Source organism: Rhodoplanes tepidamans (assembly GCF_030813915.1).
Classification (GTDB): Bacteria; Pseudomonadota; Alphaproteobacteria; order Rhizobiales; family Xanthobacteraceae; genus Rhodoplanes; species Rhodoplanes tepidamans.
Genome location: NZ_JAUSUJ010000036.1, coordinates 1 through 20179, shown reverse-complemented (window position 1 = coordinate 20179; position 20179 = coordinate 1). Strand labels below are relative to the sequence as shown.

Genomic DNA, 20179 nt, shown 5'->3' with positions numbered 1-20179 from the left:
TCGCCCCGAGCTGAAACCGGAGTGCAGGACACCATGACCAGCATCCGCCTCGCCGAGACCCCGCTCCTCACCTATGTGCTGCGCCGCGCCGACGATGCGCTGGTGCTCGGGCATCGGCTGTCCGAGTGGTGCGGCAAGGCGCCCCTGATGGAGGAGGAGATGGCGCTCGCCAACATGGGCCTCGACCTGATCGGCCAGGCGCGCGCGCTCTACACCTATGCGGGCGAGGTCGAGGCGAAGGGCCACGACGAGGACGCCCTCGCCTATCTGCGCGACGAGCGCGCCTACCGGAACCTCCTGCTGGTCGAGCAGCCGAACGGCGACTTCGCCCTCACCATGGTGCGGCAGCTCCTCTACGCCGCCTTCGCCGACCCGTACTGGCGCGCCATGATGGCGTCGCGCGACGCCACGCTCGCCGCCATCGCGGCCAAGGCCGAGAAGGAGACGGCGTATCACCTGCGCCATTCGGCCGAGTGGGTGGTGAGGCTCGGCGACGGCACCGCGGAGAGCCACGCCCGCATCGTGCGCGCGCTCGAAAAGCTGTGGCCGTTCACGGGCGAGCTGTTCGAGACCGACGACGTCGAGCGCGAGATGATCGCGGCCGGCATCGCCGTCGACCCGGCCGCGCTGCGCGACACCTGGCGCGGCACCGTGTCCGCGGTGCTCGCCCGCGCCACGCTGACGATGCCGGAGGACGGCTGGATGCAGAGCGGCGGCCGCGGCGGCCGGCACAGCGAGCATCTCGGCCACCTGCTCGCCGAGCTGCAATCCATGCAGCGCACGATTCCCGGAGCGACGTGGTGACGCCGGACCGGGAGCAGCTGCGCGAGACGGCCCGGCGCGTCGCCGGCGCGGTGGCGGATCCCGAGATCCCGGTGCTCACCATCGCGGATCTCGGCGTGCTGCGCGACGTGCGGGTCCTCGACACAGGCATCGAGGTGGACATCACCCCGACCTATTGCGGCTGCCCGGCCATGACCATGATCGCGCTGGAGATCGAGCTGGCGCTGGAGAAGGCCGGGCTCGGCCGGCCGAAGGTCGTCACCGTGCTGTCGCCGGCCTGGACCACCGACTGGATGACCGACGAGGGCCGCGCCAAGCTGAAGGACTACGGCATCGCGCCGCCCCCGAAGGGCGCCGGACGCCGCGCCCTGTTCGGGGTCGACACCGTCGCCTGCCCGCACTGCGGCGCGACCGACACGGCCGCGATCGCCGACTTCGGCTCCACGGCCTGCAAGGCCCTGTGGCGCTGCAACGCCTGCCGCGAGCCCTTCGACTATTTCAAATGCCATTGAGGTGAGGGATGTCGATCGATCTGAACGAGCAGATCACGCAAGGTGCCGGCATCCCCTCTCCCCGCGCGCGGGGAGAGGGTGGCTCGCCGCGGAGCGGCGAGACGGGTGAGGCGGCGCCTCGTGGATACGGAGACGCCCCCTCACCCGACGTCCGCGCTGAACGCGCGAACGTCGACCTCTCCCCGCAAGCGGGGAGAGGTGATGACGGCATCGTCGGAGCACACCCTCCGCGCTTCCACACGCTCACGGTCGCCGAGGTGCGGCGCGAGACGCCCGACGCCGTGTCGATCGCCTTCGCGGTGCCGGCGCCTCTGGCCGCCGACTACGCCTTCGAGCCCGGCCAGTATCTGACACTTCGCACGACGCTGGACGGCGAGGAGGTGCGGCGCTCCTACTCGATCTGTGCCGGCCCGGACGACGGCGAGCTGCGCATCGCGGTGAAGCGGGTGGAGAACGGCCTCCTCTCCTGCTGGATCAACGACAGCCTGAAGGCCGGCGATCCGCTCGACGTGATGACGCCGACCGGCCGGTTCGGCCTGACGCATGCGCCCGGCAACGGCCGCGTGCACGTCGCCTTCGCGGCCGGCTCCGGAATCACGCCGGTGATCTCGATCCTGCGCGGCGTGCTGGCGCGCGAGCCCGACAGCCGCTTCTTCCTGTTCTACGGCAACCGCTCCAGCGCCGGCATGCTGTTCCTGGAGGAGCTGGAGGAGCTGAAGGACAGCTATCTCGGGCGCTTGTCACTCTTCCACGTGCTGAGCCAGGAGGAGCAGGATCTCGACATCCTCAACGGCCGGCTCGACGGCGACAAGGTGCGGCGCCTGCTGACCACGCTGGTGCCGGCCGCCGTCGTCGACCACGCCTTCGTCTGCGGCCCGACCGCGATGATCGAGGAATTGGTGCCGACGCTGCACGCCCTCGGGATTCCCGAGGACCGCGTCCATGTCGAGCGCTTCGTCTCGGCGCTCGGCGGAAGGCCGCGGCCGCCCGTGCCGGTGGCGCCCGACGCGCCGCCCGCCCACGTCGCCTCGCTGATCGTCGACGGCAAGCGCCGCGACGTCCCGGTGGCGGAGGGCGAGGCGATCGTCGACGCGGCGCTGCGCGCCGGCCTCGACCTCCCCTTCGCCTGCAAGGGCGGCATGTGCTCGACCTGCCGGGCCAAGGTGGTCGAGGGCACGGTCGAGATGGCCGTCAACTACGCGCTGGAGCCGTGGGAGCTGAAGGCCGGCTACGTCCTCACCTGCCAGGCCCGGCCGACCTCGAAGACGGTGGTGATAGACTACGATCAGGTGTGACGAACGGACTCGTGTCCCTCCTCTTCTTCCCTCTCCCCTCGCGGGAGAGGGTGCCCACGCGAAGCATGGGCGGGTGAGGAGGCGTGCCGCAAGCTCGGAATTCGTTGCCCGCCCCCTCACCCGGTCCGGGCTTCACTTCGTTCAGCCCGCACCACCCTCTCCCACGAGGGGAGAGGGTGCGCTCGGATGCGCGGCTCCGCCCAGGACTCTCACCCCTTCGGCCGGTTGTCGACGATGCGCTTGGCCTTGCCGACGACGGTTCGCTCGACGCCGCCGGGCGGGTGCAGCACCAGGCGCGTGCTGACGCCGATCAGGTTCTTGATGTGGCGCACCAGCTCCTTCTCGCTCGCGGCGCGGTCGACGGCGCCGACCTTGTCCTCGCGCACCTCGGCGTGCACGGTCATCTCGTCGAGCCGGCCCTCGCGGGTCAGCTCGATCTGGTAGTGGCCGGAGCAGAACGCGGTGGCGAGCAGGATCTCCTCGATCTGGGTCGGGAAGACGTTGACGCCGCGCAGGTTGATCATGTCGTCGGAGCGGCCCGTCACCTTCTCCATGCGGCGCATGCCGGGCCGCGCCGTGCCGGGCATCAGCCGCGTCAGGTCGCGGGTGCGGTAGCGGACGATCGGGAACGCCTCCTTGGTCAGCGAGGTGAAGACCAGCTCGCCCTTCTCGCCGTCCGGCAGCACCTCGCCGGTGACCGGATCGATGATCTCGGGATAGAAGTGGTCTTCCCAGATGTGCAGACCGTCCTTCGTCTCGACGCATTCCTGGGCGACGCCCGGCCCGATCACTTCCGACAGGCCGTAGATGTCGGTCGCGTCGAGACCGAACGCCTTCTCGATCTCCTCGCGCATCGCGTTGGTCCACGGCTCGGCGCCGAAGATGCCGAACTTCAGCGAGGACTCGCGCGGGTCGAGCCCGGCCTTCACGAAGCCGTCCAGGATGGTGAGCATGTAGCTCGGCGTCACCATGATGGCGTCGGGCTTGAAGTCGTGGATGAGCTGAACCTGCCGCTCGGTCATGCCGCCCGACATCGGGATGACGGTACAGCCGAGCCGCTCGGCGCCGTAATGCGCCCCGAGACCGCCGGTGAAGAGACCGTAGCCGTAGGCGACGTGCACCATCATGCCGGGCCGTACGCCGGCGGCGCGGATCGAGCGCGCCATCACGTCGGCCCACATGTCGACGTCGGCCTGCGTGTAGCCCACGACGATCGGCTTTCCCGTCGTGCCGGACGAGCCGTGGATCCGCGCGAGCTTGTCACGCGGCACTGCGAACAGGCCGAAGGGGTAGTTGTCGCGCAGATCCGTCTTCATCGTGAAGGGGAACTTGGCGAGATCGGAGAGGTCGCGGAAGTCCGAGGGGTGCAGGCCGGCCTCCTCGAACTTCTTCCGGTAGAACGGCACGTTCTCGTAGGCGTGGCGGAGCGACCAGGCGAGGCGCTCGCGCTGCAGCGCCTGGATGGCGTCGCGCGAGGCGCGCTCGGCGGAATCGAGCCCGTCGACGAGGGTGCGGTCGAACGCGACTGCCGGGGGTGCCATGGTCATCGTTCCTCCAGTCGGTTTCTTCGGTCGTTTAAGGTGTGGGCGTTTCGGCCGCGGCCGGGCCGCCGTCGATGAACGAGCCGCCGATGGTGCGCGAATGGCCGCGGAACTCGGCGATCGCGACGCCGTCGATGCTGATCCGCACGTCGTAGATGCCGGAGCGCGCCGAGCGCGACACCTCGCGCGCCTCGGCGATCATCCGGGCGCCGCGCGTGCCCGGCCGGATGAACGTGATGCTGCAGTGGGCCGCGACCGTGACGAGCCCGTAGGAGTTGCAGGCATAGGCGAAGGCCGTGTCGGCGAGCGCGAAGATGTAGCCGCCATGCGCCGTGTCGTGGCCGTTCACCATGGTGTCCTTCACGGCCATGGCGAGCGTCGCGGTGCCGGGACCGACCGCGAGGATCTCGATGCCGAGATTCTGGCAGGCCGCGTCGTTCGCCCACATGGTGTCGGCGGCGAGCCGGGCGGTCTCGTCCGGCGACCGCGTCGCGGGCACGACGGCGGCGGTCACGACGACCTCCCGGTAAAGTTCGGCGCGCGCTTGTCGAGAAAGGCGCGCACGCCCTCGGCATAGTCGGGCGTGGCTCCGGCCTTGCGCTGCAGGTCGCGCTCGAGATCGAGCTGGGCGTCGAGATCGTTGGTCGCCGAGGCGGCGAACGCCTCCTTCGTGAGTGCCAGTCCGACGGTCGGCTGCGTGGCCAGATGTGCCGTCGTCTTTTCGGCCTCGCTCGCGAGCGCGTCGTCGTCGAAGACCTTCCAGATCAGGCCCCAGGCCTCGGCGCGCTCGGCCGGCAGCGGCTCGGCCAGCATGGCGAGGGCGCGGGCGCGGGCGTCGCCGATCAGCCGCGGCAGGAAGAAGGTGCCGCCGGAATCCGGCACCAGGCCGATCTTCGCGAAGGCCTGGATGAACTTCGCCGAGCGGGCGGCGAGCACGATGTCGCAGGCCAGCGCGATGTTGGCGCCCGCCCCGGCGGCGACGCCGTTGACGGCGCACACCACCGGCTTGCGCAGGGCGCGCAGCCGGCGGACCAGCGGATTGTAGAAGGCGTCGATGGTGGCCCCGAGATCGGCCGGGCCGACCCGGTCCGAGAGATCCTGGCCGGCACAGAAGCCGCGCCCCGCCCCGGTGAGCAGCACGGCGCGGCAGCCTTCGTCGGCGCCCGCCGCGTCGAGCGCATCGGCGAGACGCCGGTGCATCTCTTCGTTGAACGCGTTGAGACGGTCGGGCCGGTTGAGGACGAGACGGACCCATCCATCGCGACGGTCCACGAGAACCGAAGGCTCCACGAAACTTCTCCCTTGGTCGGGCTCTGGCGGCCCTTGAATTAACCGATCGATCGGTTAATCTTTGGACCAATCTAGCGCACGGGGCGCCGGTGTCAACGTCCAGCGAGGACGTAACGGACGCCTCCGAACGAAACAACGCCGCAACGCGGCAGGAGGACGCCCATGATCGCGACCCAGAGCATCCCGACGCTCGCGAGCTTCGTGCAGGACGGCTGGGTGACGCCGGTGAACGGACTCGTCGACATCCCGAGCGCCATCGACGGGCGGATCGTGGCCCGGGCCTCGAGCGACGGCGTCGATTTCTCTGCCGCGGTGCGGTTTTCGCGCGAGGTCGGCGGCCCGGCGCTGCGCGCCCTCACCTTCCACGAGCGGGCCGACCGGCTCAAGGCGCTGGCCGCCTTCCTGTCGGAACGCAAGGAGCAGCTCTACACCCTCTCTGCCGACACCGGCGCCACCAGGCGCGACAACTTCTTCGACATCGACGGCGGCATCGGCACGCTGTTCGCCTATGCGTCACGTGGCCGCCGCGAGCTGCCGGCCGAGCGCTTCGTGATCGACGGCGACACCGAGGCACTGTCCCGCGGCGGCACCTTCATGGGCCTGCACGTGCTGACGCCCCTGAACGGCGTCGCCGTACACATCAACGCCTTCAACTTCCCGTGCTGGGGCATGCTGGAGAAGCTGGCGCCGACGATCCTGGCCGGCGTGCCGGTGATCACCAAGCCGGCGACCGCGACCGCCTATGTGGCCGAGGCTTTGGTGCGGCTGATCGTCGAGGCCGACGTGCTGCCCAAGGGCGCGCTGCAGCTCGTGTGCGGCTCCGCCGGCGACCTGCTCGACCACCTGGGCGGCCAGGACGTCGTCTCCTTCACGGGCTCCGCCGACACGTCGGACCGGCTGCGCAACCATCCGGTGATCGGCCGCAACGCGGTGCGCTTCATCGCCGAGCGCGACTCGCTCAACGCCGCCGTGCTGGGGCCCGACGCGACGCCGGGCACGCCGGAGTTCGAGCTCTTCGTCAAGGAGGTCGTGCGCGAGATGACGGTCAAGACCGGGCAGAAATGCACGGCGATCCGCCGCGTCGTGGTGCCGCGGCCGCTCGAGGCCTCCGTGGTCGACGCGATCGGCGCGCAGCTGGACAAGGTCGCGGTCGGCGATCCGCGGCGCGACGACGTGCGCATGGGGCCGCTCGCCTCGCTCACGCAGCGCGCCGCGGTGCGCGAGGCCGTCGCCGATCTCCTGGCCGAGGCCGAGATCGTCGCCGGCGATCCGCTGCACGCGACACCGGTCGGCGGCGACATGGCGGCGGGCGCCTTCATGGCGCCGGTGCTGCTCGCCTGCGCGGAGCCGCTGCGGGCGCGCCGCGTCCACACCATCGAGCCGTTCGGCCCGGTCGCCACCGTGATGCCCTACGACACGCCCGAGGAGGCGGTGGCGATCGTCGCGCGCGGCGAAGGCAGCCTGGTCGCCTCGGTGTTCACGCACGACGACGCGATCGCCGACGCGCTGGTGTTCGGCCTCGCGCCGTTCCACGGCCGCGTGCTGATCGTCGACCGCGACTGCGCCAAGGAGTCGACCGGCCACGGCTCGCCGCTGCCCGGGCTGGTGCACGGCGGACCCGGCCGCGCCGGCGGCGGCGAGGAGATGGGCGGCCTGCGCGGCGTCTTCCACTACATGCAGCGCACCGCCCTGCAGGGCTCGCCGGCCCGCCTCGCGTCACTGACGCGGAAATGGATGAAAGGGGCGCCGGCACCGGTCGCGGCCGTGCATCCCTTCAGGCGCGACTACGAGGCGCTCAGCGTGGGCGACACGGTCGAGACCGATTCGCGAAAAATCACGATCGCCGACATCGAGCACTTCGCCGACTTCACGGGCGACGCCTTCTACGCCCACATGGACGAGGCCGCCGCCCAGGCGAACCCGTTCTTCCCGGGCCGGGTCGCCCACGGCTACCTGATCCTGTCCTTCGCGGCCGGGCTGTTCGTCGACCCGGCGCCGGGCCCGCTGCTCGCCAATTACGGGCTCGACAATCTGCGCTTCCTCAAGCCCGTCTCGCCCGGCGAGGCCATCAAGGTGCGGCTCACGGTCAAGGAGAAGCGCCCGGCCAGGAAGCCCGACTACGGCGAGGTGCGCTGGGACGTCGAGGTGTTCAATCAGGACGGCGAGACGGTCGCCCGCTACGATCTCCTGACCATGAGCGCCCGCCGCGGAACGACGAGCAGCGCCGCCGCGGCGTGATCACGCGCAGCGAGACGCGAGGCGCGGCGGCCCGCTCCTCTTCACCTCTCCCCGTGGGAGAGGGTAAGGCGGCGGCTCAAGACGCGAGGCGTGCCCTTGCAGAATCGTCCCGTCACCCTGAGGTGCCGCGCGCAGCGCGGCCTCGAAGGGCGACGGCCCGCGTGGTGGCCGCATCCTTCGAGGCCCGGCGTCGCCGGGCACCTCAGGATGACGGAGAGAGTCAGGGCCGGCCGGCCGTGTCTCTCACCACTTGTAGCTCAGCGTCCCGATCACGCTGCGGCGGTTGCCGAAGAACACCGTGTTCGAGTAGAAGCCGGGCGTGAAGTAGATCTCGTCGGTGAGATTGGTGCCGGTGACCGACAGCGTCACGCCCTTCAGGTCGGCGAACTTTTGGCCGAGGTCGTAGGAGATCGCGGCGTCGAGCAGCGTGTAGCCCGGCACCTCGACCTGCGTGCCGGTCGCCGTGTCCATCGGTGCCATCGAGGCGCCGATGTAGCGCACGCCGGTGCCGACCTTGAGGCCCTGCAGGGCCGGATCCTGGAACCGGTAGTCGAGCCACAGCGATGCCTTGTGGTACGGCACCGCGGTCTGGCGCAGGCCGACCTTGCTGTAGCCGCCGACCGTCTCCGGATTGTCCTTGGTGATGCGGGCGTCCGTGTAGGAATAGCCGGCGACGACGTTGAAGCCCGTCCACGGCTCGATCTTGCCCTCGATCTCGACGCCGCGCGAGCGCACCTCGCCGTCCTGGGTCGAGTAGTAGAGGTGGTCGGGATCGGCCGTGGTCACGTTCTGCTGGGTGATCTGGAACACCGACGCCGTGATCATGCCGTTGATGCCGGCCGGCTGATACTTGACGCCGGCTTCGTACTGCTCGCCCGTGGTCGGCTTGAACGGGCTGCCGGTGTAGTCGGTTCCGACCACCGGATTGAACGAGGTCGAGTAGCTGACATAGGGCGCGACGCCGTTGTCGAACAGATAGCCGAGGCCGGCCCGATACGTGAAGGCGCGGTCGTCGGTCGTGGTGGTGGTGCCGCTCAGCCGGTCGAGCGTGTCGCTGTTGACCGCGTCGTGACGGCCGCCGAGCGACAGGATCCAGCGGTCGAGCTTGATCTGGTCCTGGGCGTAGAAGCCGAGCTGATGGAACGCCTGCGACTCGTCCACCCAGGGCGTGCCGAGGGTCAGCGCCGAGGCGTCGTAGATCGGATCGAAGATGTCGATGGTGATGTAGTTGGTCGAGTTGGTGCGGGTCTCGTGATAGCGGTAGTAGCTGTAGTCGACGCCGAACACGACCTTGTGGACGAACGGCCCGGTGGCGAACTCGCCCCGCATGTTGTTGTCGACCAGGACGGCGTCGGAGTCCTTCGGACGCACCTGGACGCCGATATTGGCGTAGTGGCCGTTGGAGAGCGCCGTCGGCCAGTCCCAGATCCAGCCCGACGTGTAGTCGACCTTCGAATGCGTGTAGCGGAAGTTCTGGGTGAACTTCCAGACGTTGTCGAAGGCGTGCTTGAACTCGTAGCCGATCGAGGCGTTCTCGGTCTTCCACAGCGTCAGGCCGGGCACGCCGAGGAACAGGCTCGACGGAACCTTCGGCCCGTTGTCGAAGATGGTGTTGTCCATCGGCAGGCTCTGCTCGGCGCCGCCCTTCTTGGACTTCTGGTAGCTGGTCAGCAGCGTCAGGCTGGTCCACTGGCTCGGCACCCAGGTCAGCGCCGGCGCGACGTAGATCCGGTCGTCGGGCGAGTGGTCGATCTGGGTGCCGCTGTCGCGCCACAGCGCGGTGAGCCGGTAGAACAGCGTCGGATCGGTCGGCACCGGGCCGGACAGGTCGACCGCCACCTGCTTGCGGTCGAAGCTGCCGCCCTGCACCTGGATCTCGTGATAGGGCGTCCGGGTCGGCCGCTTCGACGTCATGTCGACGATGCCGCCGGGCGTGCCCTGCCCGTACAGCACCGAGGCCGGCCCCTTGAGGATGTCGAGCCGCTCCAGCCCGTACATCTCGACGTCGGTGTCGTAGGCGTTGAAGCCGTTGCGCAGGCCGTCGCGATAGCTCGACTCCTGCTGGGTGGCACGGAAGCCGCGCAGATAGATGTCGGGCATGCCCTGGCCGCCCGGATAGTCGGTGACGACGATGCCGGGCGTGTAGGCGACGGCGGAGTTGAAGTCGACGACGCCGCGGTCGTCCATCTCCTGGCGGGTGACGACGTTGACGGTCTGCGGCACCTCGATGATCGGCGTGTCGGTCTTGGTGCCGACCTCGCTGCGGGTGGCCACGACGCCGTCGACGCCGGTGCCCTGCCCTTCCACCGTGATCGGCTCCAGCGCGATGCCCTCGGCGGCCGCGAAGGCGCCGCCCGGGCCGAGCGGGGCGGCCACCGACACGGTCCTCGGGTCGGGGAACGAATGGACGAGGCCGGTGCCGGCGAGCAGGCGGTCGAGCACCTCGCCGGGCGTGGCGCGGCCGGAGAAGCCGGGCGACGCCTTGCCGGCGCCGACCGCCGCCAGATAGGTGACCTGCAGGCCGGACTGGCGGCCGAACTCGGCCAGCGCCCGGTCGAGCCGGCCGGCGGGAATCGCGAACGCCTGCTCGGCCGCGGCCTGGGCCCGCGCCGGCAGCGGTGCCGCCGCGACGAGCGGCGCGACCGACATGAGGAGCGCCGCCATCCCGAGCCTGCCGCCCTGCGCGCGCCGCCGTCCCGTCCCCCGCCTCGTCCCCGTCCGCATGCCCAGCCCCCTCGCTCGCGTGAAGGAGCCGCCGCACCCCCGGCGTCACGCCGGCTCCCGAGGCTGTTACACGCGGGCGCCCGCGTTTTTCTCCCCTGCGGCGATTTTTTTCAGAGCGGCGAGACGACGGTGAGGAACGAGGAGATCCGCCGCACCCGGGCGCCGGCCGGATGGACGACGGCGGCGAGCGCGGCGACCGGGTCGGCGAGGTCGAACAGGCCGCTGACGCGCTGCGCCCCGATGAACGGGTCGGCCAGCACCACCCGGCCCGGGATCCAGCGGGCGATCCGCTCCACCAGGGCCTTCACCGGCACCCGCTCGGCGACGATCCGGTCGTCACGCCAGGCGGCGATCTGCTCGGCGTCGCGCCGGCCGCGATCGACGTCGTGCGAGGCGGGGTCGACCGACAGCCAGTCGCCGGCCCGCAGCGTCTGGCCGGCCGCCAGGCCGGGCTCCGGCGCCCGCGCCTCGACCACGCCCTGCCGGACCGAGACGGCGACCACGCCGGCGTCGTCGGCGACGTCGAAGGCGGTGCCCAGCGCGGTCGCGGTCAGCGGGCCGGCCCGCACCGAGAACGGCCGCCGCGGATCGGGCGCCACCTCGAAATAGGCCATGCCTTCGAGCAGCACGACGGCCCGGTGCGCCGCGGCCGGATCGAGCGCGATGGCGCTCGCCGGCCCGAGCGTCGCGACGCTGCCGTCCGGCAGGGTCACACGGCGCACCTCGCCCTTGGCGGTGACGTGATCGGCCTGCCGGCGCGCGAGCAGGTCCGGCAGCACCGACCAGCCGGCGAGGCCGCCGCCGATCGCGACGGCACCGGCGACCACGAGCTTGCGCCGCGTCGGCCCGCGCCGCGCCGCCTTGCGGCGGCGCTCCAGCACCGTGCCGGTGGCGCCGTGAGCGCCCGACACCAAGGCCCAGACGCGCTCGTGCTCCGGCCCGCGGGCGCGCCACGCCCGCACCATCTCCAGCGCGACCGGGTTGTCCGGGTCGTTCTGGAGGCGGATCATCAGGTCGATCGCCTCGTCGAGGAGCCGGCTGTCCGGCGCGGGATCGCTCATGGTCGGTTCCGGCGCGCGAGCCGCCGTCCGCCGGCGCCCCGCCCTGCTCCTGATACACCGGAACCGGCGGAATTTTCTCCGCCGAGAGTCGCATCCGCCGAGCCGGTCGTTCCGGGGTGTGGCGAAGCCGCCGCCTTCGGCTCACAGCCCGCCGGCGGCGAGGACGATGTGGCGATACGCCTCGTGCACCAGCGCCCAGGTGCGGGTGGTGGAGAGGCCGATCTCGCCGGCCACCTCGGCGATGGTGAGGCCGCCGATGCGGTGCAGCTCGAAGGCGCGCCGGGTGCGCTCCGGCAGCGCGTCGAGCGCCGCGGCGACGCGCCTCAGGTGCTCGCGGTCGCAGACGATCGTCTCCGGCGTCGGCGCCGGGTCGGAGATCTCCGCGACGATCTCGTCGGGCAGGTCGACGACGCCGGCGAGGCGCTCGCGGCGCAGGTGGTTGAGCCCGAGATTGCGCGAGACCTGGTAGAGATAGGCCTTGGGATTGTGGTTCTCGGTGCCGTCGGCCGGCATCGCGGCGAGCACCCGCAGGAACGTGTCCTGGGTGATGTCGGCCGCCGTCTCCCGCGTCAGCCCGCGCCGCATCAGCGATCGGCGGATGCCGCTCGCGTGGTGCCGAAACAGCGTCTGCAGGTCCCAGGCCAAGGACGGCCGCCCCCTTGCCACCGGGCCGGCCCCCGCCGACCCTGAACGGGCTTTAGCCGCATCCGATTTTCTTCTGCAAGCGCAATGATTTAGAGGAATTCCAGGATTCCCGCCGGATCCGCTCGCCGGCCATCCCCGCGGACGCCGCGGATCCGCCCGTGTTTTCCGCGACATGCCGGCCCCCGGCGCAGGGCCCGCCGGCCGGCGCTCGCGTCGGCGGGTTTCCGGCCCCGCGTGACGGAAACACCACAGGCCGGGGCCGCCCGGACCCCGGGACCGGCTCGCTCAGCGCGCCACCGTGGCGTCGAGGATGCGGGCGCGCTTGCGCAGGCGCGCCGCGTCGAGCAGCATCTGGGCGGCCCAGCGATAGACGTTGCGCTGCTGGACGAGGTCGCGCATCAGCCGCATGCGCTCGCGCTGCTCGGCCGCCGGCATGCGCAGGGCCGCGTCCATCATCGCCCCCATGCTGCGGGTGTCGTAGGGATTGACGATCAGCGCCTCGGACAGCTCGCGCGAGGCGCCGGCGAAGCCCGACAGGATGAGGACGCCCTGGTTGTCGTCGCGCGCGGCGACGAACTCCTTGGCCACCAGGTTCATGCCGTCGTGCAGGCTCGACACGATGCAGATGTCGGCGGCGCGGAAGATCTCGAACACCTCGGTCGGCTCGTGGTGCCGGATCGACAGCACGATCGGCGTGTAGTCGGCGCTGCCGTGGCGGGCGTTCACCTCCTCGGCGAGCCGCACCGTCTCCGCCTGCAGGGCGCTGTAGGCGCCGAGCTTGCTGCGGGTCGGCGACGCCGCCTGCAGATAGACGAACCGGCCCTTCCATTCCGGGTGGCGGATCAGGAGATCGTCCACCGCGTGGAGCCGGTCGAGGATGCCCTTGGTGTAGTCGAAGCGCTCGACCCCGACGGCGATGCGCGCCTGCGCGGGCAGGCCGAACCGGCGCTTCACGGCCTCGCGGCATTCGTCCACCGGCGGCTGGTGGGCGAGCGCCGCCGGCGGCCACTCGATCGAGATCGGATAGGCCCGCACCATGGTCTCGTGGCCGGCGAGCGTCACCGAGGCGTGCTCGCGATCGATGCGGCTCTCCATGAAGCGGTCGGCCGCCTCGAGGAAGTTGTTGCAGTGGAAGCGGGTGTGGAAGCCGAGAATGGTGCTGCCCAGCAGCCCGTCGATGATCTCCTCGCGCCACGGGCAGATGCTGATCGTCTCGGCGTTCGGCCACGGGATGTGCCAGAACGTGATCACGGTCGCGCGCGGCAGCCGCTGGCGGATCATCCGCGGCAGCAGGGCGAAGTGATAGTCCTGCACCAGCACGATCGGATCGTCGCGGTCCGCCTCCTGCACCACGGCGTCGGCGAAGCGCTCGTTGACGCGCTTGTACTGGCGCCAGTCCTCCTCGCGGAAGGCCGGCCGCACGAAGGCGATGTGACAGAGCGGCCAGAGCCCCTCGTTGGCGAAGCCGTAATAGTAGCCGTCCTGCTCCTCGTCGGAGAGCCAGACGCGGCGCAGCATGTAGGTCGGATCCGCCGGCGGCACCGCGACCTTGTCGTCGCGGTCGACGGTGTCGCGGTCGGCCGAGCCGGAGCCGTGCGCGATCCAGGTGCCGCCGGTGGCGCGCATCACCGGCTCCAGCGCCGAGACGAGGCCGCTCGCCGGCGTCTGCAGCGAGATGCCGTCCTCGGTGCGGTTGTGGATGTAGGGCTCGCGGTTGGAGACGACGAGGACCTCGGCGTCGGGCAGCTCCTCGACGAGCAGCCGGTGCAGCGTCTTCGGCGACCACTCGACGTGGATGCCCTCGGCATAGGTGCGCTCGACGCGCAGCTCGCCGAGCAGGCCGTGCAGCTCCCGGCCGAGCGGCGAGTCGATGCTCGGCGCGCTCTCGATGACCCCGCCGCCGGTGCGGGCGTCGGCGACGGCGGCCCGCACCGTGCGCACCCAGCTGCGCTGCAGCGCCAGCACCATCGCGAGCGCCAGCAGGCCGAGGCCGGCGGCGACGCCGATGACCGACAGCATTGTGTAGTAGCGCGCCTCGTTGGCCCGCTCCTCGACGAAGGCGAGATCGTGCAGCACCAGCAGGTGGCCGGACACCGGACCGGCGACGATCGGGAAGATGCTGACATGGATGCGCCGGTCGGCGTCCGGCACGGTGGCGAACGCGTCGATCTTGCCGCGCTTCAGGCTGCCGCAGGTGATCGACTTGGGGAACTGCCGGGTGGCGTAGCGCAGCTCGCCCGCCTCGGTGCAGAAGCCGAGGCCGAGGATGCGCTCGTCCTCGGTCAGCCGTTCGAAGAAGGGGCCGAGATCGAGCCACGGCGTCGCCGCCAGCCCGGCGGCGACCTGATCGCGGATCGAGCGGAACACCAGGCGGGAGCGCAACTCGATGTCGCGCTTCGACCAGCCCTCGACCATCGCGGAGCCGAGCGGCGCCAGCGCGAGGACCATGATGGCGGCCGCCGCGATCCCGAGCGCGGCGTAGCGCAGGGTCGGATTTCGCAACGACATTCGGGAGATGACCCGTTTCAGCAGCCCCTCGCGTCCCACGCCCGCCATCTCCTCCCGATGTGCCCCGCTCCGTCGATATCCGCCGCCGGTCGTCCGTCCTTTCTGCCGCTCTGCAGCGCGAATCCCGGGCCCGTTTTGGGACAATTCTCCGGACGTGTCGACCCTGCGGTGCAGCCGCACCCCCGGCGCCCGCCCTGTCGAGCGCGGCGGCGCGGCGCCGGACGGAACACGGGCCCGCCTTCGTGCATTGCGGTACCGCACGCGTCCCCGAGCACGCCACGGCAGAGCATGACCGCCCCCCCGCGCGACGACGTCGACGTCCAGAACCGGTCAGCGGGCGGCGCGGCAGCGCCCGTCGGCGCCGCGGGGCGCCGCGTGGCGCTGATCGTCAACGCGCGCTCCCGGCGCGGCCGCGCCGGGTTCGAGACGGCCCGCCGCCTCCTCGTCGCGCGCGGATTCACGATCGCGGCGGCGCACGCGGTCGCCGATCCGGCGACGCTGCCGGCCGTCGCCGCCGACGTGGTGGCGCAGGCTCACGATCTCGTCGTGATCGGCGGCGGCGACGGGACGATCAGCACGATCGTCGGCGCCTTCGCGCATCGCGACGGCGTGCTCGGCCTGCTGCCGCTCGGCACCGCCAACAGCTTCGTCAAGGCGCTCGGCCTGCCGCTCGCGCTCGACGCGGCCGTCGACGTGCTGTGCGACGGCACCGCAGCCCGCGTCGACCTCGGCGTGCTCGACGGCCGCCACTTCGCCAACGCGGTGGCGATCGGGCTGCCGGCCGACATCGCCCGCGGCACGCCGCACGGGGTGAAGCGCTGGATCGGCCGCAGCGGCTACCTGATGGTGGCTGCGGTCCGGCTCGCCCGCCATCGGGCGTTCCGCTGCACCATCACGCACGACGGCGGCACCACAACGGTCGAGGCGCTCGACGTGCGGATCGCCAATGGCGGCTTCCAGGGCGGCGTGGCGGTGGCGCCCGAGGCCGGGGTCGACACCGGCGACCTCCTGGTCCGGGTGATCCGCGGGCCGTCGCGGCGCGCGCTGGTGCGGACGTGGCGCCGCGCCCTGTTCGGCCGGCCGCCCTGCCCCGACGACAATCTCACGCTGCGCTCGCGCGCCGTCGCGATCGCCACCGAGACGCCGCGGGCCGTCTCGATCGACGGCGAGGTCGTCGCCCGCACGCCGGTCCGGGCCGCGATCGCCCCGGGCGCGCTGCGCGTGATGGTGCCGCGCCCGCCGACGCAGCCCGCCGCCCCGAACGGGCACGACATGGTTAAGACAGGGTAAATTCCGCCACCACCACGGCGTGTGGGAGACATGCGGGACGGACGGGCCGCCCGAACCATTGTTGCCGCAATCGGAGCGCTTGCTGAGCGGGCGTCGGGGGACGTGCGTCGCGGAGCAATCCAGCAGCGACGCGAAGCACGGGTGGGGAAGGCCTTTGATTCGAGTGGGACTCCGCTCGATCCCGTTCGGGATCGCCGCTGTGGTGCTCGGATTCGTCCTCAAGTCGGCGGGCACCCAGGCCGAGCCGTCGGACCTCGGAGTCCATCCCGAGCGGTCCAACATCTCGGTGTTCGGGACGATCCATCCGACCCTGATGCGTCTGCCCACGCCGACCGGCTCGCAATCGCCCATCGGTATCAGGCTGGCGAGCCTCGACCCGCAGGCCGGCGCCGCCGCCCTGCTGGACGACGAGGACCTCGTCGCCGCGCTGGGCGACCCCGAGCAGCGGGCCTCCTTCGAGGAGCGCTTCGCCTCCTTCGCCCCGGCCGATTCGTTCGACGACCGCTTCGGAACGCCGCGCCGTCCGGCCGCGGCCAGCCCGATCGCCGGCGGCATGATGCTGGCGAGCGCCGGCAGCGTGCCGGTGACGCTCTCCCGCCCGCTGCGCGAGACCACCACCCGGCCGATGGGCCGCCTGCCCGAGGCCTCTCCGACCGTCGAGGCGCCGAAGCGCCACATCCGGCCGGGCCAGCCCAGGCCGGCCTCGCTGCCGCCGGTCGAGGACGACGGCAAGACCGCGATCTACGACATCACCGCCAAGACCGTGTACCTGCCGAACGGCAAGCGCCTCGAAGCGCATTCCGGCCTCGGCCCGATGATGGACGATCCGCGCCACGTCCACGTCCGCATGCACGGCGCCACGCCGCCGAACGTCTACCGGCTGACGATGCGCGAGAAGCTGTTCCACGGCGTCCGCGCCCTGCGCATGACGCCGGTCGACCAGAGCCGCATGCACGGCCGCGCCGGCATCCTGGCCCACTCCTACATGCTCGGCCCGAGCGGCCAGTCGAACGGCTGCGTGTCGTTCAACAACTATCCCGAGTTCCTGAACGCGTATCTGCGCGGCGAGGTCAACAAGATCGTCGTGGTCGAGCGGCTCGACAACGTGCCCGGCCCCAAGGTCGCCTCCTCGAACTGGTTCACCGACACGCTCGGCAAGCTGTTCAAGACCGACGACAGCGGCCAGTACGCCGCCGCGCAGTGACGGCCGGACGGTGACGGCCGGACGGTGACGGCGGCCCGGTGACCCGGGCCATCGCTCGACATCGCCGAACCTGATCTCGTCCCCCGGCGGTGGCGGGTCAGCTGCGCCCGTCGGCGGCTCGTGCGTCTCCTCGGTTCGTCGCACCCCCATCGATCGCCACGTTGGACAGCGCGCTCGCCGGTGCCGCGGTATCGGCGTGCCGCGCCCCGTCGCCGCCCCGGCTGCCGATGACGCTGATCGTCCCGTCGGTCTCCAGCACCACGGCGGCCGTGTCCGCGATGCTCTCGATCCCGCTCGCCCGCGCCGCGGCCAGGATCTCCTCCCGGGTGATGCGCTGCTCCCGCATCGCCCGGTCGAGAAACCGTCCGTCGCGCAGCAGCAGGGTCGGCTCCGCCTTCACCAGGGACTGGAACCACTCGACCCGGACCGACATCCAGGCGATGACGTATTGCAGGCCGACCAGCAGGGCCAGCGCCAGCACGCCCTCGGCGAGCGAGACATCCTTGCTGAGCAGCACGGTGGCCAGCACCGAGCCGAGCGCCACCGTGACCACCAGATCGAAGGCGTTCAGCTTCGACAGGGTCCGCTTTCCCGAGATCCGCAGAATCAGGACCAGCGCGACATAGGCGAGCGTCCCGACCAGGACGACACGGCCGAGATCGCTCCAGGAACCGAGCAGCACGGCAACCTCCTTCGGCTCGCCGGACCGGCCCGCCGGGCCGTCACGGCACGAGCTTCCGCCGGCCGGGGGGCCGGCGAAGGCACAGGCTTACCCGCACGGGCGCCGAGACGAGACCGACGGCTCCAGCCTGTCGATCGCCGTCGTCCGCGCAGGCGGCCCCCAGGATCCGCCGAACTTCACCGAACTCCGTTGTTCCGACCGAGAGCCTGCGGCGTCCCGGGTGCTCCGCCGTCGCGGCGCACGACGACGGAGGGGCTTCGGACCGTGACTCGGCGCCGATGGGGCGTGCCCCGCCGATGGGGCGTGCCCCGTGGATCAATGGCGCGGCCGGCCATCCGTTTCACCACCGGCACGCCGGAAACCGGACGCTCCGCACGCTCGCCGACGGATCATCGCTGTCGTCCGGGCGTTGGTCCCCGGCAGGCGCCTGTCCGAGTCAGGAGACCCGGAGCGAGTGACCGCGTGCGTGCTTCGGCAGACGTGGCAGCGGACGGCGGCAGCGGCGCAAGAGCGGAGCCACGACCGTGGGACGAGACATGTCGGCGAACCAGGTGCTTCTCGCGATCGTGGCCGCCTTCGCGGCCGGCGGCGCGGCCGGGGCGCTGGTCGGTTCCGGGCCGTCGCTGCTGGCCCTGTGCCTCGCCGGGACCGTCCGGATCGGCCCGACGGACACGCCGGCCTGGAGTCTCGCGCCGGCGACGCTGCTGCCGGTGGTCGCGGGCCTCGTCCTCTATGCGGTCGGCGTGGTGCAGTCGCATCGCCATGGCCGGCCGGTGGCGGCCGGGCGGATCGCGCTGTTCGCGGCCGGATGGAGTCTCGTCGCGGTCGCGCTCGTCTCGCCGCTCTGCCGGCTCGCCGCCGGGCTGGCCTGGGCCCACATGGTGCAGCACGTGGTCCTGGTCGCCTTCGCGCCGCCGCTCCTGCTGCTCGGCAGCGCCGGCGTCTGGCGGAGCGCGGCGGACCGGGCGCCGCCGCTCGTTCCGGCCGCGCTGCTGCGGCCGGGCGCCGCCGCCCTGCTCTACGGTGCCGCGATCTGGGCCTGGCACGTGCCGCGGTTCTACGAGGCCGCGCTGCGCGACGGCGCCGTCCACCTCCTGATGATCGGCTCGCTGGCCGCGGTTTCGCTGCTGTTCTGGCAGGCCGTCCTCGGCTCCGCCCGGCGCGGCCCCGGTGCCGCCCTGGCGGCCGCGCCGACGCTGCTCGCCACCCTGATGCATACCGGCATGCTCGGGGCCCTGCTCGTGTTCTCGCCCGGGCTCTGGTTCCCGGTGATGGCGCAGGGCGCCCTGCTGTCCGGGATGTCGCCGCTCGAGGACCAGCAGCTCGCCGGACTGATCATGTGGGTACCCATGGGGCTGGTCTACATGATCGCGGCGCTCGCCCTGGTGGCGCGCGGCATCGCCGCCCCGCTGCCGGCCGAGCCCTCCCGCCCGGCCTGAGCGGCCGAGACCGGCGGTCGCGGCCGGGAACCATCCCGGCCATGGACGCTTTCACGACCGACGCGGCGCCGGCCGGCGCCGACCCCACGACCCCGGACCTGGAGAGCGCCATGGCGGCCACCACGGACGAGACGATCGACGGTACGCTGCTCGACTGGCTGCGCGACGCGCATGCGATGGAGAAGCACGCCGAGTCGATGCTGCAGACCACCGCGAGCCGGCTCGAGCATTATCCCGAGCTCCGCAATCAGATCGAGCGGCACATCGAGCAGACGCGGCACCAGGCCGAGCGCCTGCGCGGCTGCATCGAGCGTCAGGGCGACGGCACGTCGGGCTTCAAGGACACGACGGCACGGCTGCTCGGCATGGGGCAGGCCCTGACCGGCCTGTTCGCCAGCGACGAGGTCGTCAAGGCCGCGGCGGCGAGCTACGCCTTCGAGCAGATGGAGATCGCCGCCTACAAGGTGCTGATCACGGCGGCCGAGCAGGCCGGCGACCCGACCACCAAGGAGGTCTGCCAGGAGATCCTCGCCGAGGAGCAGGCGATGGCGCAGTGGCTCGACGAGAACCTTCCGGGGGTCACCCGGACGTTCCTGGCCCGCGCCGCCCGCGACGCCACCGCGAAGCACTGAGCGAGCTGGCACGCTCCCGTCGTCCTGGGGCGGTGCTAAGCGCCGAGCCAGGGCCCCCCCTGTCTTTCGTGAGCCACTGATACCGGGGGACATGGATTCCGGGCTCGCGGACCTGCGGTCCGCGCCCCGGAATGACGAATTCTGCGAAGCCGTCGCCTTCACGGAGCACGACGCCGGGGACGCCGGCGAGGCTTGGCGATCTGCGAGCCTCCGTCCCGAGAGTCCGTCGTTCCGAGAGTCCGTCGTTCCGAGAGTCGGGGGGGGGGGGGCGGGCCCCGGGGGGGCGCGCCGGGGGGGGGGGGGGGGCGGGGGGCGGGGGCGGGGGGGGGGGGGGC

At 71.7% G+C, this 20179-nt stretch carries 16 protein-coding genes; 8 read left to right on the top strand and 8 right to left on the bottom strand.

Features of this window, described 5'->3' with window-relative positions; all coding sequences use genetic code 11:
• The first annotated feature begins 33 nt into the window (after positions 1 to 33).
• The 3 genes from paaC (at position 34) to paaE (ending at position 2590) form a co-directional block, all read left to right on the top strand.
• A complete protein-coding gene (gene paaC / locus J2S22_RS28585) occupies positions 34 to 804 on the top strand; it encodes a 1,2-phenylacetyl-CoA epoxidase subunit PaaC (RefSeq protein WP_272779162.1) in 771 nt (256 codons plus the stop codon).
• A complete protein-coding gene (gene paaD / locus J2S22_RS28580) occupies positions 798 to 1295 on the top strand; it encodes a 1,2-phenylacetyl-CoA epoxidase subunit PaaD (RefSeq protein WP_272779161.1) in 498 nt (165 codons plus the stop codon). The genes paaC and paaD overlap by 7 nt, the downstream gene beginning before the upstream one ends.
• 209 nt (positions 1296 to 1504) lie before the next feature.
• Complete coding sequence (paaE, locus tag J2S22_RS28575; RefSeq protein ID WP_272779199.1) at positions 1505 to 2590, top strand: 1,2-phenylacetyl-CoA epoxidase subunit PaaE; 1086 nt, start codon at positions 1505 to 1507, stop codon at positions 2588 to 2590.
• Positions 2591 to 2799: 209 nt separating this feature from the next.
• On the opposite strand, the gene paaK is transcribed toward paaE, so the two are convergent.
• From paaK to paaG, 3 genes are all read right to left on the bottom strand, one after another.
• Positions 2800 to 4137 (bottom strand): phenylacetate--CoA ligase PaaK, encoded by a 1338-nt coding sequence (paaK, locus tag J2S22_RS28570; RefSeq protein WP_370878259.1) that lies wholly within the window; start codon positions 4135 to 4137, stop codon positions 2800 to 2802.
• A 28-nt stretch (positions 4138 to 4165) separates the two neighbouring features.
• Complete coding sequence (paaI, locus tag J2S22_RS28565) at positions 4166 to 4579, bottom strand: hydroxyphenylacetyl-CoA thioesterase PaaI (protein ID WP_272779197.1); 414 nt, start codon at positions 4577 to 4579, stop codon at positions 4166 to 4168.
• A 62-nt stretch (positions 4580 to 4641) separates the two neighbouring features.
• Positions 4642 to 5403, bottom strand: a complete 762-nt coding sequence (paaG, locus tag J2S22_RS28560) for a 2-(1,2-epoxy-1,2-dihydrophenyl)acetyl-CoA isomerase PaaG (protein WP_272779160.1) — start codon at positions 5401 to 5403, stop codon at positions 4642 to 4644.
• 180 nt (positions 5404 to 5583) lie between these two features.
• On the opposite strand from paaG, the gene paaZ reads away from it, so the two are divergent.
• A complete protein-coding gene (paaZ, locus tag J2S22_RS28555) occupies positions 5584 to 7659 on the top strand; it encodes a phenylacetic acid degradation bifunctional protein PaaZ (RefSeq protein ID WP_272779159.1) in 2076 nt (691 codons plus the stop codon).
• A 243-nt stretch (positions 7660 to 7902) separates the two neighbouring features.
• Here paaZ and J2S22_RS28550 read toward each other — a convergent pair whose 3' ends face one another.
• The 4 genes from J2S22_RS28550 to J2S22_RS28535 form a co-directional block, all read right to left on the bottom strand.
• A complete protein-coding gene (locus J2S22_RS28550; protein WP_272779158.1) occupies positions 7903 to 10323 on the bottom strand; it encodes a TonB-dependent siderophore receptor in 2421 nt (806 codons plus the stop codon).
• 170 nt (positions 10324 to 10493) lie between these two features.
• Complete coding sequence (locus tag J2S22_RS28545; protein ID WP_272779157.1) at positions 10494 to 11444, bottom strand: FecR family protein; 951 nt, start codon at positions 11442 to 11444, stop codon at positions 10494 to 10496.
• Positions 11445 to 11585: 141 nt separating this feature from the next.
• Positions 11586 to 12089, bottom strand: coding sequence for an RNA polymerase sigma factor (locus J2S22_RS28540; RefSeq protein WP_272779156.1), 504 nt, complete (start codon positions 12087 to 12089; stop codon positions 11586 to 11588).
• Between the two features lie 285 nt (positions 12090 to 12374).
• A complete protein-coding gene (locus J2S22_RS28535) occupies positions 12375 to 14597 on the bottom strand; it encodes an alpha,alpha-trehalose-phosphate synthase (UDP-forming) (protein ID WP_272779155.1) in 2223 nt (740 codons plus the stop codon).
• Positions 14598 to 14885: 288 nt separating this feature from the next.
• Between J2S22_RS28535 and J2S22_RS28530 the strand changes: the two genes are divergently transcribed.
• Both J2S22_RS28530 and J2S22_RS28525 read left to right on the top strand, forming a co-directional pair.
• Positions 14886 to 15887: a diacylglycerol/lipid kinase family protein gene (locus J2S22_RS28530; protein WP_272779154.1), complete on the top strand. Its 1002-nt coding sequence runs from the start codon at positions 14886 to 14888 to the stop codon at positions 15885 to 15887.
• A 163-nt stretch (positions 15888 to 16050) separates the two neighbouring features.
• Positions 16051 to 17091 carry a DUF2778 domain-containing protein gene (locus J2S22_RS28525; protein ID WP_272840545.1) on the top strand — a complete coding sequence of 347 codons (1041 nt, stop codon included), beginning with the start codon at positions 16051 to 16053 and terminating at the stop codon, positions 17089 to 17091.
• Between the two features lie 97 nt (positions 17092 to 17188).
• Here the strand turns inward: J2S22_RS28525 and J2S22_RS28520 are convergent, their stop codons facing one another.
• Positions 17189 to 17773, bottom strand: a complete 585-nt coding sequence (locus tag J2S22_RS28520) for a DUF421 domain-containing protein (protein WP_272779152.1) — start codon at positions 17771 to 17773, stop codon at positions 17189 to 17191.
• A gap of 536 nt (positions 17774 to 18309) precedes the next feature.
• Here J2S22_RS28520 and J2S22_RS28515 point away from each other — a divergent pair.
• Both J2S22_RS28515 and J2S22_RS28510 read left to right on the top strand, forming a co-directional pair.
• Positions 18310 to 19212, top strand: coding sequence for a cytochrome c oxidase assembly protein (locus J2S22_RS28515; protein WP_272779151.1), 903 nt, complete (start codon positions 18310 to 18312; stop codon positions 19210 to 19212).
• A 110-nt stretch (positions 19213 to 19322) separates the two neighbouring features.
• Positions 19323 to 19844, top strand: coding sequence for a ferritin-like domain-containing protein (locus J2S22_RS28510; RefSeq protein WP_272779196.1), 522 nt, complete (start codon positions 19323 to 19325; stop codon positions 19842 to 19844).
• Positions 19845 to 20179 lie beyond the last annotated feature (335 nt).

Bases quoted from the DNA above. Each gene is read 5' to 3' on its own strand.
- J2S22_RS28545 (WP_272779157.1), bottom strand. From the start codon at position 11,444: ATGAGCGATCCCGCGCCGGACAGCCGGCTCCTCGACGAGGCGATCGAC.
- paaZ (WP_272779159.1), top strand. From the start codon at position 5,584: ATGATCGCGACCCAGAGCATCCCGACGCTCGCGAGCTTCGTGCAGGAC.
- J2S22_RS28530 (WP_272779154.1), top strand. From the start codon at position 14,886: ATGACCGCCCCCCCGCGCGACGACGTCGACGTCCAGAACCGGTCAGCG.
- J2S22_RS28510 (WP_272779196.1), top strand. From the start codon at position 19,323: ATGGCGGCCACCACGGACGAGACGATCGACGGTACGCTGCTCGACTGG.
- J2S22_RS28535 (WP_272779155.1), bottom strand. From the start codon at position 14,597: ATGTCGTTGCGAAATCCGACCCTGCGCTACGCCGCGCTCGGGATCGCG.
- paaC (WP_272779162.1), top strand. From the start codon at position 34: ATGACCAGCATCCGCCTCGCCGAGACCCCGCTCCTCACCTATGTGCTG.
- paaK (WP_370878259.1), bottom strand. From the start codon at position 4,137: ATGACCATGGCACCCCCGGCAGTCGCGTTCGACCGCACCCTCGTCGAC.
- paaI (WP_272779197.1), bottom strand. From the start codon at position 4,579: ATGTGGGCGAACGACGCGGCCTGCCAGAATCTCGGCATCGAGATCCTC.
- J2S22_RS28550 (WP_272779158.1), bottom strand. From the start codon at position 10,323: ATGGCGGCGCTCCTCATGTCGGTCGCGCCGCTCGTCGCGGCGGCACCG.
- J2S22_RS28515 (WP_272779151.1), top strand. From the start codon at position 18,310: ATGTCGGCGAACCAGGTGCTTCTCGCGATCGTGGCCGCCTTCGCGGCC.